Genomic DNA, 13,724 nt, shown 5'->3' on the forward strand with positions numbered 1-13,724 from the left:
GTTCCAATGGAGTGCTTGGGGCGGACGGGGAGGAACGGCATGCCGGGGAGCGAGATGAGGCTCGGGCTCGAGGGCGAGTTCGAGCGGGAGGTGTACGCGGAGGTGCTCGGCGTCGCCCTCGACCGGCCCGACGTGGTGGAGCGCATCGGGGTGCGGCCCGGTGTGACCCGGGCGACCGTCGAGCACTTCATGACCACCGACCCCGAGCTCGGCAGGGCGCTGGACCGGCGCGGCCGCTTCCTCGTGGGCGCCCGCCGCACCCAGGCCGTCGTCCGGGCGCAGCACCGCAAGGTCGTGAACGCCCGGCGCTGGGCGCAGCGGAACCGCGAGGTGCGCGGCGCGGGGGGCGCGCGGCCGTGGTGGCGGACGGGAACGCGCAGGCTGCGCGGGTTCGCGCTGTGCTGCGTGCTCCTGGCCGCCGCGTTCTTCGGCCGCAGTGTCGCGGGCGTCGTCCTGCTGCTCTTCCTCCTGGCGCTCGGCGCGGTCGCCCGGTGGCGGACGGACCCCGTCCTGCGGGCGCGCTCCGCCGTACCGGGCGGTGACCTGGTCCTCGGCGTGGTCGGCGCCGCCGCCGTCCTCCTCCTCGGCGGGCTGCTCCTCGGCGGCGCCTGGCCGGTGTTCCTCGTCGCGACCACCGTCCTCGGCGCCGCCGTGGCCCGGCACCCCGCGTCCAGGGAAGGGCTGGGGAAAGCGGCCGAGGCGGTGTCGGGACTCCTCGTGATCGCGCCGGCCCTCTTGCTCTGCGAGATCCAACTCCAGCTGTGGCGGCGGGAGTTCCGCCGCGTCGACCTCGCCCCGGACGTCCACGCCCTGATCGAGGACCTCCTCCACTCGGACCCCGCTCAGGTGTGGATACCGAGGGACGCCACCGGTCTCCAGCAAGGGCACGCCAGCGAACTCGTCGTCCCCGTCGACTCGATGAAGCGGCTCGACACCAAGCTGGACCAGTTGCAAGGCGGCACCGTCGCCGTCAGCGGCCCGCGCGGCGCCGGCAAGTCGACGCTGCTGGGCAGCACCGCACGGCCCGAGGACTTCTCGGTGCTCGTGCAGGCCCCGGCGGGATACGCGGCGCACGACTTCCTGCTCCTGCTGTTCACCACCGTCTGCGAGCGGTACATCGAGTGGCGCGGACACCAGGCGCCCCGCTACGACGACCTGTCCCGGTTCCGCAGGATGCTGCGCAACGCCACCGGCCGCTCGCGCCGCCTGGTGGGCCGCACCGTCGTCCTCCTCCTGGCGTTCGTCCTCCTGGCCTTCGGCGTCGCGCCCGGCCTGCGCGCCCTCCAGGACTGGAACGGCGGTGTACTCCTGCACGGCGTCGAGGACACGGTACGGATCGGGCGGGAGGCCGCCGAGAACTCCTGGGCGGGCAGCCGCCCGACCGCCGCCCTGCTCCTGCTGCTCGCCGCGTTCCTGCTCTTCCGGCTGAGCCGGGCCAGCTGGCTCGGCCCGGGGCTCCGGCTGCTGTGGAACGCCGTCTGCGTCCTCGGCGGTCTCTCCCTCGTGTGCTGGAGCCTCGTCGACTTCCTGTACGACGACAGCATCACCCGGCACTGGGCCGAGTTCAGGCACAGCGGCCCCCGGGACGAGGACGGCAATCCGACCGACGGGCACCTGGCGCTCCTGATGCTCACCTTCGTGCCGCTGCTCGTGGCCTCGCACTGGTACGGCAAGAGCAAGACCCTGATGCGGGACGGCGGGGAGCGGTGGAAGGGCTGGGGCGCCGTCGCCGTCACCGCCGCGGCGACCGTGGGCGGTATCGCCGCGCCGCTGGGCTACCTGTGGCACAACGCGTACACCCGGCCCATCGTCCTCGACACCGGCAACCTGCCCCGCTCGGCCCTCTTCGCCCTCGGCGCCGTCCTCCTGAACGTGCGGGTGCGGCTGCGGCACGCGCCCGACGTGCCGGACCTGGTGCAGGACTGCCGTACGCAACTGCTGCGGCTGCGCACCGTGCAGACCGCCACGACGACCCTGACCGGTACGGCTCCCGTCGTCGCCCTCGGCAGTTCGCACGCCGCCTCCGTCACCTCGCTGCCGCCCCGGTTCCCTGAACTGGTCGAGGACTTCAGGAACCTGCTCGCCCGGATCGCGCTCGCCGCCCACGAGCAGGACAAGCGGGTCGTGATCGCCGTCGACGAACTCGACCGGCTCGGCACCGACACCCGCGCCCTGGAGTTCCTCGGCGAGATCAAGGCCGTCCTCGGCATCCCGCACGTCCACTTCCTGCTCTCCGTCGCCGAGGACGTCGGCGCCGCCTTCATCCGGCGCGGCCTGCCGCACCGCGACGCCACCGACAGCTCCCTCGACGACGTCCTGCACGTACAGCCGTGCACCCTGGAGGCGTCCCGGGCCATCCTCGACCGGCGCGCCGAGGGCATCCCCGAGCCGTACGTGCTGCTCGCGCACGCCCTGTCCGGCGGTATCCCGCGCGACCTGATCCGCTACGCCCGGCGCATCGTGGAGATGCAGCAGCACACCAACTCGCACGAACTGGCCACCGTCTGCCACCGCCTCGTCGTCGAGGAACTCGCCGACACGCTGGCCGGGTTCCGCATTCTGCTCGGCAAACAGGAGTGGTCCGCGCAGAGCAGCGAGGTGCTCACCCGCTTCCGTGGACTCACGACGCTGCTGCGCACCTCGACCGTGGCGTCCGAGACGCGGAACGGGGCGCTCATCGAGGCCCTCCAGAACTTCGCGTTCCACCCGTTGCCGCCGGCGCCCGGCATCCCGGAGAGCGCGGTCAGGCTGGTCGACGAGGCCACCGCGTACGCGTACCTCGCGCTGACCTTCCTCGAGGTGTTCGCGGGTCCGGGCTTCGCCGCGCGGCGCCTCGTGGCCGCCGCGGCCGGGCCGGACGGCGACCCCAACCTGCTGGCCGAGGCCCGTCAGGAGCTGGCCGTCTCCCCGCACAGCGCCCGCACACTCCTGGACGCGGTCCGCAGTGCCTGGAGCCTGCCGGTGCCCGAGACCGGCGACCCGCTGCACATCGTCATTCCGGCCCCGGGGGCGGCGACCCCCTGAGCCGATGGCCGTGGGCTCACGCGGACTGCGTGACCTTGGCGAAAAATGCGGCGACGTTCGTCACGGTCCGCTCGATCTTCTCCTCCAGGGTGAGCGTCTCGTGCAGCCGGGAGCCCGACCCCGCGTCCTTCTTGCCGCGCACATACAGGGAGCACGCGAGGTCGCTGCACATGTAGGCGCCCACGGAGTTGCCCTGCTTCCCGGCCTTGCCGGCCTTCGGGGCGACCAGCAGGGAGACCCCGCCGGTGTGCGTCGTGACGCACAGCGAACACATGCTGCGCCGCGTCTGCCCCACGGTCGAGTGCGAGGCGCGCAGCGTCAGCGCCTGGAGCCCGCCGTCGATCTCGGCCACGAGGTAGCCGCGGTCCGGCGCCTGTGGATCTCGCCAGCCGAAGAAGTCCAGGTCGTCCCAGGGGCGCTCGGCCAGATCGTGCGGCACGGACAGGCGCTTGGCCTCGCCCTTGCTGCAGTTCACGAACGCGGACCGGATCTCTCGCTCAGTCAGGGGTTTCATATGTGTGAGGCTAAGTTGCCTAAAGGCTTTAGGCAAATGCATAATGAGCTTCGGAAGAAGAGAGGGTGGTTATGGCGCGAGTGGGTCTGAACACCGAACGGCTGGCGCGAGCCGGCGCGGAGCTGGCCGACGAGGTCGGCTTCGAACAGGTCACCGTCTCGGCGCTGGCCCGCCGGTTCGACGTCAAGGTCGCGAGCCTGTACTCGCACATGAAGAACTCGCACGACCTCAAGACCCGGATCGCCCTGCTCGCCCTGGAGGAGCTGGCCGACCGCGCCGCCGAGGCGCTGGCCGGGCGTGCCGGCAAGGACGCCCTGGTCGCCTTGGCGAACGTGTACCGGGACTACGCCCGCGAGCACCCCGGTCGCTACGCGGCCACCCAGTACCGCCTCGACACGGAGACGGCCCTCGCCAGCGCCGGTGTGCGCCACTCGCAGATGACCCGGGCCCTGCTGCGCGGCTACGACCTCACCGAACCGGACGCGACCCATGCCGTCCGGCTCCTCGGCAGCGTCTTCCACGGCTACGTGAGCCTGGAGTTGGGCGGCGGCTTCAGCCACAGCGCCCCCGACTCCGACGAGACGTGGACCCGCACCCTCGACGCCCTCGACGCCCTCCTGCGGAACTGGCCCGCACCCGACCCCCGTACGACAGAAGCAGGTTGAGTCATGAGCACCGAGCACCCTTCCTGGATCACCACCCCCGTCACCGCCGATCTGCTGCGCGGAGCCCTCGACGTCGAGCGGACCGCGCTCGGGCTGCTGCCGCACCGGCTGCCCGCCTGGGCCCGCGCCCAGAACACTGACGCGCAGCTGGCGATGGCCGAGTCGCAGCCCTCCGGCGTCCGCCTGGTCTTCCGCACCCGCGCGACCGCGATCGAGCTGGACACCGTGCCGACCAAGCGGGTCTACGCCGGGATGCCACCGCGCCCCGACGGCGTGTACGACCTCGTCGTCGACGGCCGCCTCGCCGGGCAGGGGAGCGTCGCGGGCGGCCACACGCTGGCCGTCGACATGATCGCGGGCACCTTCGAGCGCACCCCCGGACGCCCCGGCACCCTCGCCTTCGCCGGGCTGTCCGACGCCCCGAAGACCGTCGAGATCTGGCTCCCGCACAACGAGACCACCGAGCTCGTCGCCCTGCGCACCGACGCCCCGGTGGAGGCCGCCGGGGAACCGGGCCGCCCGGTCTGGCTGCACCACGGCAGCTCCATCAGCCACGGCTCCGACGCCGCGAGCCCGACCGCCACCTGGCCCGCGCACGCCGCGTCACTCGGCGGCGCCGAGCTGATCAACATGGGGTTCGGCGGCGCGGCCCTCCTCGACCCGTTCACGGCGCGGGCCATGCGGGACACCCCGGCCGACCTGATCAGCGTCAAGATCGGCATCAACGTCGTCAACTACGACCTGATGCGGATGCGCGCCTTCGGCCCCGCCGTCCACGGCTTCCTCGACACCCTGCGCGAGGGCCACCCCACGGCCCCGATCCTGGTCGTCTCGCCGATCCTCTGCCCGATCCACGAGGACACCCCCGGCCCCGGCGCCCCCGATCCGGCGTCGTTCGGGAGCGGGCGGATCACGTTCATGGCGACGGGTGACCCGGCCGAGACCGCCAACGGGAAGCTCACGCTGCGCACCATCCGCGACGAGCTGGCCCGCGTCGTGGCGCAGCGCGCCGCCGACGACCCGCACCTCCACCACCTCGACGGCCGCGAGCTCTACGGCGAGGCCGACCACGCCGAGGCGCCGCTGCCGGACGCCGTGCACCCCGACGCCGCCACCCACCTGCGCATCGGCGAGCGGTTCGCGGAGCTGGCCTTCGCCCCCGGCGGAGCCTTCGCGAACCGTCGGGTTAGCATATGAGCGCCGCCTAGCTCGAAAGATGCAACTGTGACTGTCAATGACGACTCGTTCACCAATTGGAAGCACCGCGAGGAGACCGCGGAGTCGATGATCCCGATCATCGGGAAGCTGCACCGTGAGCGGGATGTGAACGTCCTGCTGCACAGCCGCTCCTTGGTGAACAAGTCGGTGGTCAGCATTCTCAAGACCCACCGATTCGCCCGCCAGATAGCCGGCGAGGAACTCTCGGTCACCGAGACGATGCCGTTCCTCCAGGCACTCGCCACCCTCGACCTCGGGCCCTCCCAGATCGACATCGGCATGCTCGCCGCGACGTACCGCAGCGACGAACGCGGGCTGTCCGTCGAGGAGTTCACCGCCGAGGCCGTCGCCGGCGCGATCGCCGACGCCACGGTCGAGCGCGGCTCGGGCCGCGACGTCGTCCTGTACGGTTTCGGCCGCATCGGCCGTCTCGTCGCCCGCCTGCTCATCGAGAAGGCCGGCTCCGGCAACGGCCTTCGGCTGCGCGCCATCGTCGTCCGCCAGGGCGGCGACCAGGACATCGTGAAGCGGGCCTCGCTGCTGCGCCGCGACTCGATCCACGGCCAGTTCCAGGGCACGATCACCGTCGACGAGGCGAACAGCACGATCGTCGCCAACGGCAACACCATCAAGGTGATCTACGCGAACGACCCGTCCGAGGTCGACTACACCGCGTACGGCATCAACGACGCGATCCTCATCGACAACACCGGCAAGTGGCGTGACCGCGAAGGCCTTTCGCAGCATCTGCGCCCCGGCATCGACAAGGTAGTCCTGACCGCGCCCGGCAAGGGCGACGTGCCGAACATCGTGCACGGCGTCAATCACGACACGATCAAGCCGGACGAGCAGATCCTGTCCTGCGCGTCCTGCACGACGAACGCGATCGTGCCGCCCCTCAAGGCGATGGCCGACGAGTACGGCGTGGTCCGCGGCCACGTGGAGACCGTCCACTCGTTCACCAACGACCAGAACCTGCTGGACAATTACCACAAGGCCGACCGCCGCGGCCGCTCCGCGCCGCTCAACATGGTCATCACCGAGACCGGCGCCGCGTCCGCCGTCGCGAAGGCACTCCCGGACCTCAAGGCGCCCATCACCGGCTCCTCGATCCGCGTGCCCGTGCCGGACGTCTCGATCGCGATCCTGAGCCTGCGCCTCGGCCGTGAGACCACCCGCGACGAGGTCCTCGACCACCTCCGTGAGGTCTCCCTCACGTCGCCGCTCAAGCGCCAGATCGACTTCACGAACGCGCCCGACGCCGTCTCCAGCGACTTCATCGGCTCGCGCCACGCGTCGATCGTCGACGCCGGCGCGACCAAGGTCGACGGCGACAACGCGATCCTCTACCTCTGGTACGACAACGAGTTCGGCTACTCGTGCCAGGTGATCCGCGTCGTCCAGCACGTCTCGGGCGTCGAGTACCCGACGTTCCCGGTTCCGGTCACCTCAGCCTGACCCGCAGCACCGAAGGCCGCCTCCACCCCTGGTGGAGGCGGCCTTCGCGCTTGACCTGGGCATCTTGGGAAGCGCAGGATGAGGGCCATGTTCACGCATCGCGCCCACGCGTTCGGATCGGCCACCGTGCCGGACCGATGTGGTTGCGCGCGCAGCGGCTTGTAGCGGGCGCCTCCGTCCCTCGTCGCTGATCTCCGTACGCCCCGCCGTGCCCCGTCGCGGGCCGCGCGCGTACGGCTCCCTTCCCTCGCCTCACCACCGCGTGCCTTGGAGAGTGCCCATGTCCGTGACGGACACCCCGCCCCTGAACTCCCTGCGTCCCGCCCGCATCCCCGACGACGGCCTGTACGAGGGCCGGCGCGTCCTGCGCCGCACCCCCGAGCACTGGGACGACCGCCCGTACGAGCTGTTTGGTCTCGTCCCGCAGGGCGCCACCATCGGCGCCGAGATCCACGGCGTCGACCTCTCCCGGCCGCTGTCGCCCACGCTGCGGGCCGAGTTGAACCGCGCCCTGCTCGAATGGAAGGTGCTCTTCTTCCGCGGGCAGCACCTCAGCAGCGAGCACCAGCGCGCGTTCGCCCTCAACTGGGGCGAGTTGGAGACCAACCCGCTGCTCGCGCGCGGCGACAGCGACGACGTCGTACGGTTCGACAAGAGCGCCGGGTCCGTGCCCACGTACGAGAACGTGTGGCACACCGACGTCACGTTCCGCGAACGGCCCGCGATGGGCGCCGTGTTGCAGCTGCGCGAGGTCCCGCCGTCAGGTGGCGACACGATGTGGGCCGACATGGCGGCCGCGTACGACAACCTGTCGCACGAGGTGAAGGACCGCATCGACGGGGCCGTCGCCGAGCACGACTTCCTGCCCGGCTTCCGGCGGTTCTACGGCCCCGAACGGCTCGCGCGGTGGCAGGAGTCGTTCCCGCCGGTCACGCATCCGGTCGTGCGCAGGCACCCCGAGACCGGCCGGCGCATGCTCTTCGTCAACACCTCCTTCACCACCCGCATCCTCGGCGTCGAGCGGGCCGAGAGCGACCGGCTGCTGAGGCTGCTCTTCCAGCAGGCCCATGTCCCGGAGTTCCAGGTGCGGTTCAGGTGGCAGGCGGGCGACATCGCCTTCTGGGACAACCGTGCCACGCAGCACTACGCCGTCGCCGACTACGGCGACGCCCGCCGGGTCGCGGAACGCGTCGCCATCGCGGGCGACCGCCCGTACTGATCCATTGGTCAGCCGGAGAGCACGGCGGCGACCATCACATACGCGGCCGTGCCGCCGAGAACCGACACGAGCAGGTTGCGCCGCCACAGATGCAGACCGACCGTGACCGCGAGGGCGAGCGCGGTCGGGCCCACCCGTCCCACGGCGTCGCGCAGCGTGTAGACCGTGAGGATCGTCAACACGCCCACCGGCATATGGCGGTTGAGGTAGGCGACGATCGCGCTGGAGCGCAGCGGCGCGAGCACGGCGAACGGCAGGGCGCGCAGCGCCCAGGTGACCGCCACCGCCACCCCGATCGCCGACAGCAGGTACGGGGCGTCAGGCACGGCTCGCTCCACCGGTCCGGCCCGTCCAGCGGTGACGTACCACCAGACCGGCCGTGAACAGGCCGAACGCCGCAAGGAGGAGCTGACCGGGGCACAGGAGCCGGGCGAGCAGCGCGCAGCCCAGCGCGAGCAGCGGAGTCGGCACGCCGGGGTGCTCCCGCAGCGCGTCCAGGGCGAGCGCCACGAACAGCGCCGTCACCGCGAAGTCGAGACCGGCCGGCCCGTCGGGAACCCGGCTCCCGGCCAGGGCGCCGAGCGTGGCGCCGCCCGCCCAGTACGCGTGGATGACGGCCTGCGCCCCCAGGATCCGCCCGCCCGGCCAACTCGCCGCCCCCGCACGGGTGGTGACGGCCCACGCCTCGTCGGACAGCGCGAACGTCCCGTACGCCTTGCCGGCCGCGCCGCGTATCCGGTGCAGCGGGAACGACAGCGCGTAGAAGACGTGCCGGACGTTGACGAGGAACGCCGTCGACGCCACCGCCGTCAGCGGTGCGACGGCCAGGACCAGGCCGAGCAGCAGGAATTCGAGCGACCCGGCGTACACGAGGCCGGAGATCACGCTCGCCCACCACCACGCCAGACCGGAGTGCGCCACGAGCACCCCGAACGCCATGCCCATCGGGAGCGCGCCGAGACCGACGGGACCGGCGTCGCGCACCGCAACTCCCGCGTACCGCAAGGGATTTCGCATGCCGTCAACGCTAGGCCGAAACCGGCGACATATGGTTTCCGGATGTGTCCCCGGCGGCGGCCTCCACGCAATGATCCGGCACTCGATCCGATAGACCGCGACATTCTGCGTCTCCTGCGCGAGGACGGCCGCCTCACCAACGTCGAACTCGCCCGCCGCGTCGGCCTCTCGCCGCCGCCCTGTCTGCGCCGCGTACGACGCCTCGAAGAGGCCGGGATCATCACCGGCTACCGGGCGAGCGTCGACCACGAGGCCCTCGGCGGCGGCCTGGAGGTGATGGTCTCCGTCGAGGTCTCCATGAGCGACCTGAAGACCCTCGCCGACCTGGAGGAGACCCTCGCCGGGTACGAGGAAGTCGTCGAGTTCCGGAGGCTGTTCGGGCGTCCCGACTACCTTCTGCGCGTCCTGGTCGCCGACTACTCCGCGTACGAGGCGTTCCAGACCGGCAAGGTCATCGGGCTGCCGGGGATCGCGCGGGTGGTGTCCCAGCCTACGATGAAGAAGATCAAGGTCCTTGACTGAGACCGCACTTGGAAGGAAGGTCCACCATTCCGCCCTTCGCAACGAACCTGTCGAACCTGCGGATCCCCACCCCGGACGGCACGGCCGACGCCTTCGCCGCCTTTCCCGACGACGGCGCGCGCCACCCCGGAGTGCTGCTGTACGGGGACGCCTTCGGCGACCGTCCCGTGCTGCGCTCCATGGCCGCCGAACTGGCGGGCCACGGCTACTACGTGCTCGTCCCCGACTTCCTTTACCGGCACGGTCCCGCGCCCCTGCTCGACCTGCCTGAGTTCATCGACGAGAAGGCGCGGCACACTGCCCTCGAGAAGCTCATGCCGCTCCTTCACGGGCACTCCGGCGAGCGGATCCTGCGCGACGCCGACGCGTTCCTCGACTTCCTCACCGAACAGCCCGAGGCCGCGGACGGACCGGTCGGCGTCCTCGGGTACTGCTTCGGCGGTCTGCTCGCGGTGCGCACCGCGGCGGCCCGCCCCGGACAGGTCGCGGCCCTCGCCGGGTTCCACTGTCCCGTGGTCCCCGACGCGTCCGAGAGCCTGCACGATCTGCTCTCCTGGATCTCCGCCGAGGTGTATCTCGGCCACGCCGCGAGCGACCTGACGCCCGAGGCTCTCGACGAGCTCAACGGCGCCCTGGACGGTGCCGGGCTGCGCCACCTGTCGGAGATCCACCCCGACACCGTCCACGGCTTCACCATGGCCGACACCGACGCCTTCAGCGCCGATGGCCTGCGGCGTCACTGGGAACGGCTCGTGCCGCTTCTCGACCGCAACCTGCCCCAGAAATAGGCGAGGTGAGGGTCAGCCGACCGGTGCGACGGACCGGCCCGCCCACGGCGGTGCCGGTTCCCTCAGGCGGGCGAAGCAGGCGCCGATGATGTCCGGGAAGGCGGCCGCGCGGCCCTGCTCCCGGTCCACGTGGACCCCCAGGATCTCCGTCGTCGCCACCGGCTCCGCGTCCGGGGCCGGTGGCGACGACGGGTCCGCGACCACGTACATCTCGTGCGTGAACCGCGCCTTCTTCGCCGCCACCCCCAACACCCGCGTACGGATGGCGAGATGGGCGCCCTCGGGCACGTCCCGCAGATAGCGGATGTGCGACTCGACCGTGTAGAGGGAGCAGCCGGTCGACTCGCGGTACGTCGAGTCGAGGCCCGTCTCGATCATCATCGCGTCGGTGGCGTGGCCGAAGGCGAGGACGTAGAACGCCTCGCTCATATGGCCGTTGTAGTCGATCCACTCCGGCCGGACCGTGCGGTGGAGCAGCGGGAGACCGGTCATCGCGCACCGCCCAGACGGCCCGTCGCGCGCAGTACGTCGATGACGCCGCGGTCGCGCTCGCCCACCAGGTCCGCGTGGGAGCGGCCGTCCGCCGCCTCGTCGCAGCCCGCGACCACGGCGTCGTACAACTCCCGGTCGAGTTCCGGCGCTTCGAGCCGCGTCCACGGGGACTTCAGGGACGGACCGAAGTGGTCCAGCATGTGCGCCATGCCGCCCTCGCCGCCCGCGAGCGCGAACGTCAGCATCGGGCCCATCACCGCCCAGCGCAGACCGGGGCCCTCGGTGATGGACGCGTCGATGTCGCGGACCGTCGCCTCCCCGTTGGCCACCATGTGCAACGCCTCGCGCCACAGGGCCTCTTGGAGCCGGTTCGCGATGAAGCCGGGCACCTCGCGGTCCATCGTGATGACGGACTTGCCCGCCACCTCGTAGAAGCGGGCCGCCCACGCGACGGCCACCGCGTCGGTGCGCTCCCCGCCGACGACCTCGACGAGCGGAATCAGGTACGGCGGGTTGAACGGATGCCCGACGACGAGCCGCGACGGGTCCGCGGCGGTGGTCTGCATGTCCGTCATGGGGTAGCCCGACGTGGACGAGGCGATGACGACACCGGGCGGGGCCGCGGCCTCGATCCGGGCCAGCAGATCGCGCTTCAGGTCGAGCTTCTCGGGTGCGCTCTCCTGTACGAACTCGGCGTCGGCGAGGGCCAGTTCGAGCGTGTCGGTGACGGTGAGCCGGTCGGGTGACGCGTCCTCGGCGAGACCCAGCTGCGTGAGCGCGGGCCAGGCCGCGTCGACCAGCCGGCGCAGCTTGCGCTCCGCGTCGGGCGCCGGGTCCCAGGCCGTGACGTCGTAGCCGCGGGCCAGGAAGTGGGCGACCCAGCCGCCGCCGATCACGCCGGCGCCGACGCAGGCGATCCGGCGTACGTTCTCGGGAGAGGTCGTGGTCATCAGTGGTTCGCCTTCCTGAGGCCGAGGATCTCGCGGGCTTCGTCCGGGGTCGCGACGCGCGCGCCCATCGACTCCGTGAGGGTCACGGCCCGCTCCACGAGCTGGGCGTTCGTCGCCTTGTTGCCCCTGCCGAGGTACAGGTTGTCCTCCAGGCCGACGCGTACGTGACCGCCGAGCAGGATCGACTGCGCCACCCACGGCATCTGCATCCGGCCGATCGCGAAACTCGCCCAACGGGCGTTCTCCGGAAGCATGGTGACCATTGACTGCAAGACCCCCGGGTCGGCGGGCGCACCCCACGGGATGCCCATGCACAGCTGGAAGACCGAGGGATCGTCGAGCAGCCCCTCCGCGAGCAACTGCTTGGCGAACCACAGGTGACCCGTGTCGAAGCACTCCAACTCGGGCCGTACGCCCAGCTCTTGGATGCGACGGGCGCCCGCGCGCAGCATGTCGGGGGTGGAGACGTAGAGGTTCGAGCCGTCACCGAAGTTCAGCGAGCCGCAGTCGAGCGTGCAGATGTCGGGGAGCAACTCCTCGACGTGGGGCAGCCGTTCGAGGCCGCCCACCAGATCGGAGCCGGGCAGCGGGAACCCGGCGAGCGGCCGCTCCGGGTCGATGACGAGGTCGCCGCCCATCCCGGCGGTGAGGTTGATGACGACGTCGGTCCCGGTCTCCTTGATCCGCTCGACGACCTCGCGGTACAGCCTCGGATCCCGGGACGGCGCACCGGTCTGCGGATCACGCACATGAATATGCACGACGGCGGCACCGGCATCGGCCGCCTCCACCGCGTTCCGGGCTATCTGCTCCGGCGTGACGGGCACGTGCGGACTTTTACGGACGGTGTCACCAGCGCCGGTGAGGGCGCAGGTGACGATGACGTTTTCAGTGACAGTCATAGGGGGGAAGCCTCCAGATCAAGCCCAAATCAAGCCCCTCCGGCGCTTGAGGAGCGGGGTCCGGGGCGAAGCCCCGGGGGGTGAGCCATCAGGCCAGAATCGTGCTACGGACATAAGCGATCAGCGCGGCGTGCATGGCATCAGCACCATCACCGGCTCCGGACGCGAGGACCTGCGTGGCGAGCCCGTCGATCAGCGCGGTCAGCGCCAACGCCGCCGCCCCCGGATCGACCTCCGCGCGGAACACGCCCTGCGCGACACCTCTGCGCACGACGTCGGCGACGGTCTCCCGCCACTGCCGGTAGTACTCGGCGTGCAGCCGGCCCACCGTGGTGGAGCGCGCGGCCTCGGCCCACAGATCGAGCCAGACCGCCCACTGGACGCGCTGCTGCGCGGTGCGCGGCGTCTGCAACTCGATGAGCTGGCGCAGCTCCGCCGCCGCGTCGTCCGCGTCGGCCAGCAGCGCGGCGCGCCGCGCGGTGTCCTCGTCCATGCACCAGCGCACCGCGGCTTCCAGCAGGTCGGCGCGGCCGGGGAAGTGGTAGTGGATCGCCGCGGTGCTGGTGGCACAGGCGCGGGCGATGTCCGCGACCCGCACCGCGTGGAAACCGTGCTCGGCGATGAGCCGGACCGTCGCGCGGACGATCTGAAGCGGCCGCCCGCCCTCGACGGGCTCGGCGACCGGGGCGGCGTCCTCGCGCGGCTTCGACCCGAGCAGCCAGCCCGCGTCGACGCGGCCCTCGTCGGCGATCCGCGCCAGCTCCGCCGCCGTGAAGCGACGGGTGCCGCTCAGTGAGCGGGACAGCTTGGACGGGTCCATGACGATGCGGCGCGCGAACTCGCGCTGGCTGACCCCGGCGGCCGTGATGACCTCACGGACGCGGGCGGCGGTGTCGGCGCCGGTCGCGCCGACGGGGACGTCGTCGGTTTCCACGGGGCACGACCCTAACCTCGT

General features: G+C 71.5%; 14 protein-coding genes. 7 read left to right on the top strand and 7 right to left on the bottom strand.

Annotation, left to right across the window (positions count from 1 at the left end):
- Positions 1 to 54: 54 nt before the first annotated feature.
- Entirely contained in the window at positions 55 to 3,024 is a 2,970-nt protein-coding gene (locus AB0L37_RS20115) for a P-loop NTPase fold protein (protein ID WP_365506871.1), read from the top strand.
- Between the two features lie 16 nt (positions 3,025 to 3,040).
- Here the strand turns inward: AB0L37_RS20115 and AB0L37_RS20120 are convergent, their stop codons facing one another.
- Complete coding sequence (locus AB0L37_RS20120) at positions 3,041 to 3,538, bottom strand: FBP domain-containing protein (protein WP_365506874.1); 498 nt, start codon at positions 3,536 to 3,538, stop codon at positions 3,041 to 3,043.
- Positions 3,539 to 3,609: 71 nt separating this feature from the next.
- On the opposite strand from AB0L37_RS20120, the gene AB0L37_RS20125 reads away from it, so the two are divergent.
- The 4 genes from AB0L37_RS20125 (at position 3,610) to AB0L37_RS20140 (ending at position 8,098) form a co-directional block, all read left to right on the top strand.
- Entirely contained in the window at positions 3,610 to 4,203 is a 594-nt protein-coding gene (locus AB0L37_RS20125; RefSeq protein WP_365506877.1) for a WHG domain-containing protein, read from the top strand.
- 3 nt (positions 4,204 to 4,206) lie between these two features.
- Positions 4,207 to 5,400: a GDSL-type esterase/lipase family protein gene (locus AB0L37_RS20130; protein WP_365506880.1), complete on the top strand. Its 1,194-nt coding sequence runs from the start codon at positions 4,207 to 4,209 to the stop codon at positions 5,398 to 5,400.
- Positions 5,401 to 5,427: 27 nt separating this feature from the next.
- A complete protein-coding gene (locus tag AB0L37_RS20135; protein ID WP_365506883.1) occupies positions 5,428 to 6,879 on the top strand; it encodes a glyceraldehyde-3-phosphate dehydrogenase in 1,452 nt (483 codons plus the stop codon).
- Between the two features lie 280 nt (positions 6,880 to 7,159).
- Positions 7,160 to 8,098: a TauD/TfdA family dioxygenase gene (locus AB0L37_RS20140; RefSeq protein ID WP_365506886.1), complete on the top strand. Its 939-nt coding sequence runs from the start codon at positions 7,160 to 7,162 to the stop codon at positions 8,096 to 8,098.
- 8 nt (positions 8,099 to 8,106) lie between these two features.
- Here AB0L37_RS20140 and AB0L37_RS20145 read toward each other — a convergent pair whose 3' ends face one another.
- Positions 8,107 to 8,424, bottom strand: a complete 318-nt coding sequence (locus tag AB0L37_RS20145) for an AzlD domain-containing protein (protein ID WP_365506888.1) — start codon at positions 8,422 to 8,424, stop codon at positions 8,107 to 8,109.
- Positions 8,417 to 9,115 carry an AzlC family ABC transporter permease gene (locus tag AB0L37_RS20150; RefSeq protein ID WP_365506891.1) on the bottom strand — a complete coding sequence of 233 codons (699 nt, stop codon included), beginning with the start codon at positions 9,113 to 9,115 and terminating at the stop codon, positions 8,417 to 8,419. Before AB0L37_RS20150 ends, AB0L37_RS20145 begins: the two co-directional genes overlap by 8 nt.
- Before the next feature lie 42 nt (positions 9,116 to 9,157).
- On the opposite strand from AB0L37_RS20150, the gene AB0L37_RS20155 reads away from it, so the two are divergent.
- Positions 9,158 to 9,637: an Lrp/AsnC family transcriptional regulator gene (locus AB0L37_RS20155; protein ID WP_365506894.1), complete on the top strand. Its 480-nt coding sequence runs from the start codon at positions 9,158 to 9,160 to the stop codon at positions 9,635 to 9,637.
- Positions 9,638 to 9,645: 8 nt separating this feature from the next.
- On the top strand, positions 9,646 to 10,425 hold the full coding sequence (locus AB0L37_RS20160; protein WP_365506897.1) for a dienelactone hydrolase family protein: 780 nt from the start codon (positions 9,646 to 9,648) through the stop codon (positions 10,423 to 10,425).
- Between the two features lie 12 nt (positions 10,426 to 10,437).
- Here AB0L37_RS20160 and AB0L37_RS20165 read toward each other — a convergent pair whose 3' ends face one another.
- The 4 genes from AB0L37_RS20165 to AB0L37_RS20180 all read right to left on the bottom strand — a co-directional run bounded on the left by AB0L37_RS20165 (position 10,438) and on the right by AB0L37_RS20180 (position 13,703).
- Positions 10,438 to 10,917, bottom strand: a complete 480-nt coding sequence (locus AB0L37_RS20165) for a thioesterase family protein (RefSeq protein WP_365506900.1) — start codon at positions 10,915 to 10,917, stop codon at positions 10,438 to 10,440.
- Positions 10,914 to 11,867: a 3-hydroxyacyl-CoA dehydrogenase NAD-binding domain-containing protein gene (locus AB0L37_RS20170; RefSeq protein WP_365506903.1), complete on the bottom strand. Its 954-nt coding sequence runs from the start codon at positions 11,865 to 11,867 to the stop codon at positions 10,914 to 10,916. The genes AB0L37_RS20165 and AB0L37_RS20170 overlap by 4 nt, the downstream gene beginning before the upstream one ends.
- Positions 11,867 to 12,769 carry a 3-keto-5-aminohexanoate cleavage protein gene (locus AB0L37_RS20175; protein ID WP_365506906.1) on the bottom strand — a complete coding sequence of 301 codons (903 nt, stop codon included), beginning with the start codon at positions 12,767 to 12,769 and terminating at the stop codon, positions 11,867 to 11,869. Before AB0L37_RS20175 ends, AB0L37_RS20170 begins: the two co-directional genes overlap by 1 nt.
- A gap of 88 nt (positions 12,770 to 12,857) precedes the next feature.
- The gene (locus tag AB0L37_RS20180) at positions 12,858 to 13,703 is read right to left on the bottom strand and encodes a TetR/AcrR family transcriptional regulator (protein ID WP_365506909.1); all 846 of its coding nucleotides are present in this window, start codon (positions 13,701 to 13,703) and stop codon (positions 12,858 to 12,860) included.
- Positions 13,704 to 13,724: the final 21 nt, after the last annotated feature.

It is taken from the genome of Streptomyces sp. NPDC052225, from assembly GCF_040679615.1.
Lineage (GTDB): Bacteria > Actinomycetota > Actinomycetes > Streptomycetales > Streptomycetaceae > Streptomyces.

What these genes read in the sequence shown, in the direction of transcription:
- AB0L37_RS20150 (WP_365506891.1), bottom strand. Translation starts at nt 9,115, where the DNA reads ATGCGAAATCCCTTGCGGTACGCGGGAGTTGCGGTGCGCGACGCCGGT.
- AB0L37_RS20165 (WP_365506900.1), bottom strand. Translation starts at nt 10,917, where the DNA reads ATGACCGGTCTCCCGCTGCTCCACCGCACGGTCCGGCCGGAGTGGATC.
- AB0L37_RS20130 (WP_365506880.1), top strand. Translation starts at nt 4,207, where the DNA reads ATGAGCACCGAGCACCCTTCCTGGATCACCACCCCCGTCACCGCCGAT.
- AB0L37_RS20175 (WP_365506906.1), bottom strand. Translation starts at nt 12,769, where the DNA reads ATGACTGTCACTGAAAACGTCATCGTCACCTGCGCCCTCACCGGCGCT.
- AB0L37_RS20120 (WP_365506874.1), bottom strand. Translation starts at nt 3,538, where the DNA reads ATGAAACCCCTGACTGAGCGAGAGATCCGGTCCGCGTTCGTGAACTGC.
- AB0L37_RS20155 (WP_365506894.1), top strand. Translation starts at nt 9,158, where the DNA reads ATGTGTCCCCGGCGGCGGCCTCCACGCAATGATCCGGCACTCGATCCG.
- AB0L37_RS20115 (WP_365506871.1), top strand. Translation starts at nt 55, where the DNA reads ATGAGGCTCGGGCTCGAGGGCGAGTTCGAGCGGGAGGTGTACGCGGAG.
- AB0L37_RS20140 (WP_365506886.1), top strand. Translation starts at nt 7,160, where the DNA reads ATGTCCGTGACGGACACCCCGCCCCTGAACTCCCTGCGTCCCGCCCGC.
- AB0L37_RS20125 (WP_365506877.1), top strand. Translation starts at nt 3,610, where the DNA reads ATGGCGCGAGTGGGTCTGAACACCGAACGGCTGGCGCGAGCCGGCGCG.
- AB0L37_RS20170 (WP_365506903.1), bottom strand. Translation starts at nt 11,867, where the DNA reads ATGACCACGACCTCTCCCGAGAACGTACGCCGGATCGCCTGCGTCGGC.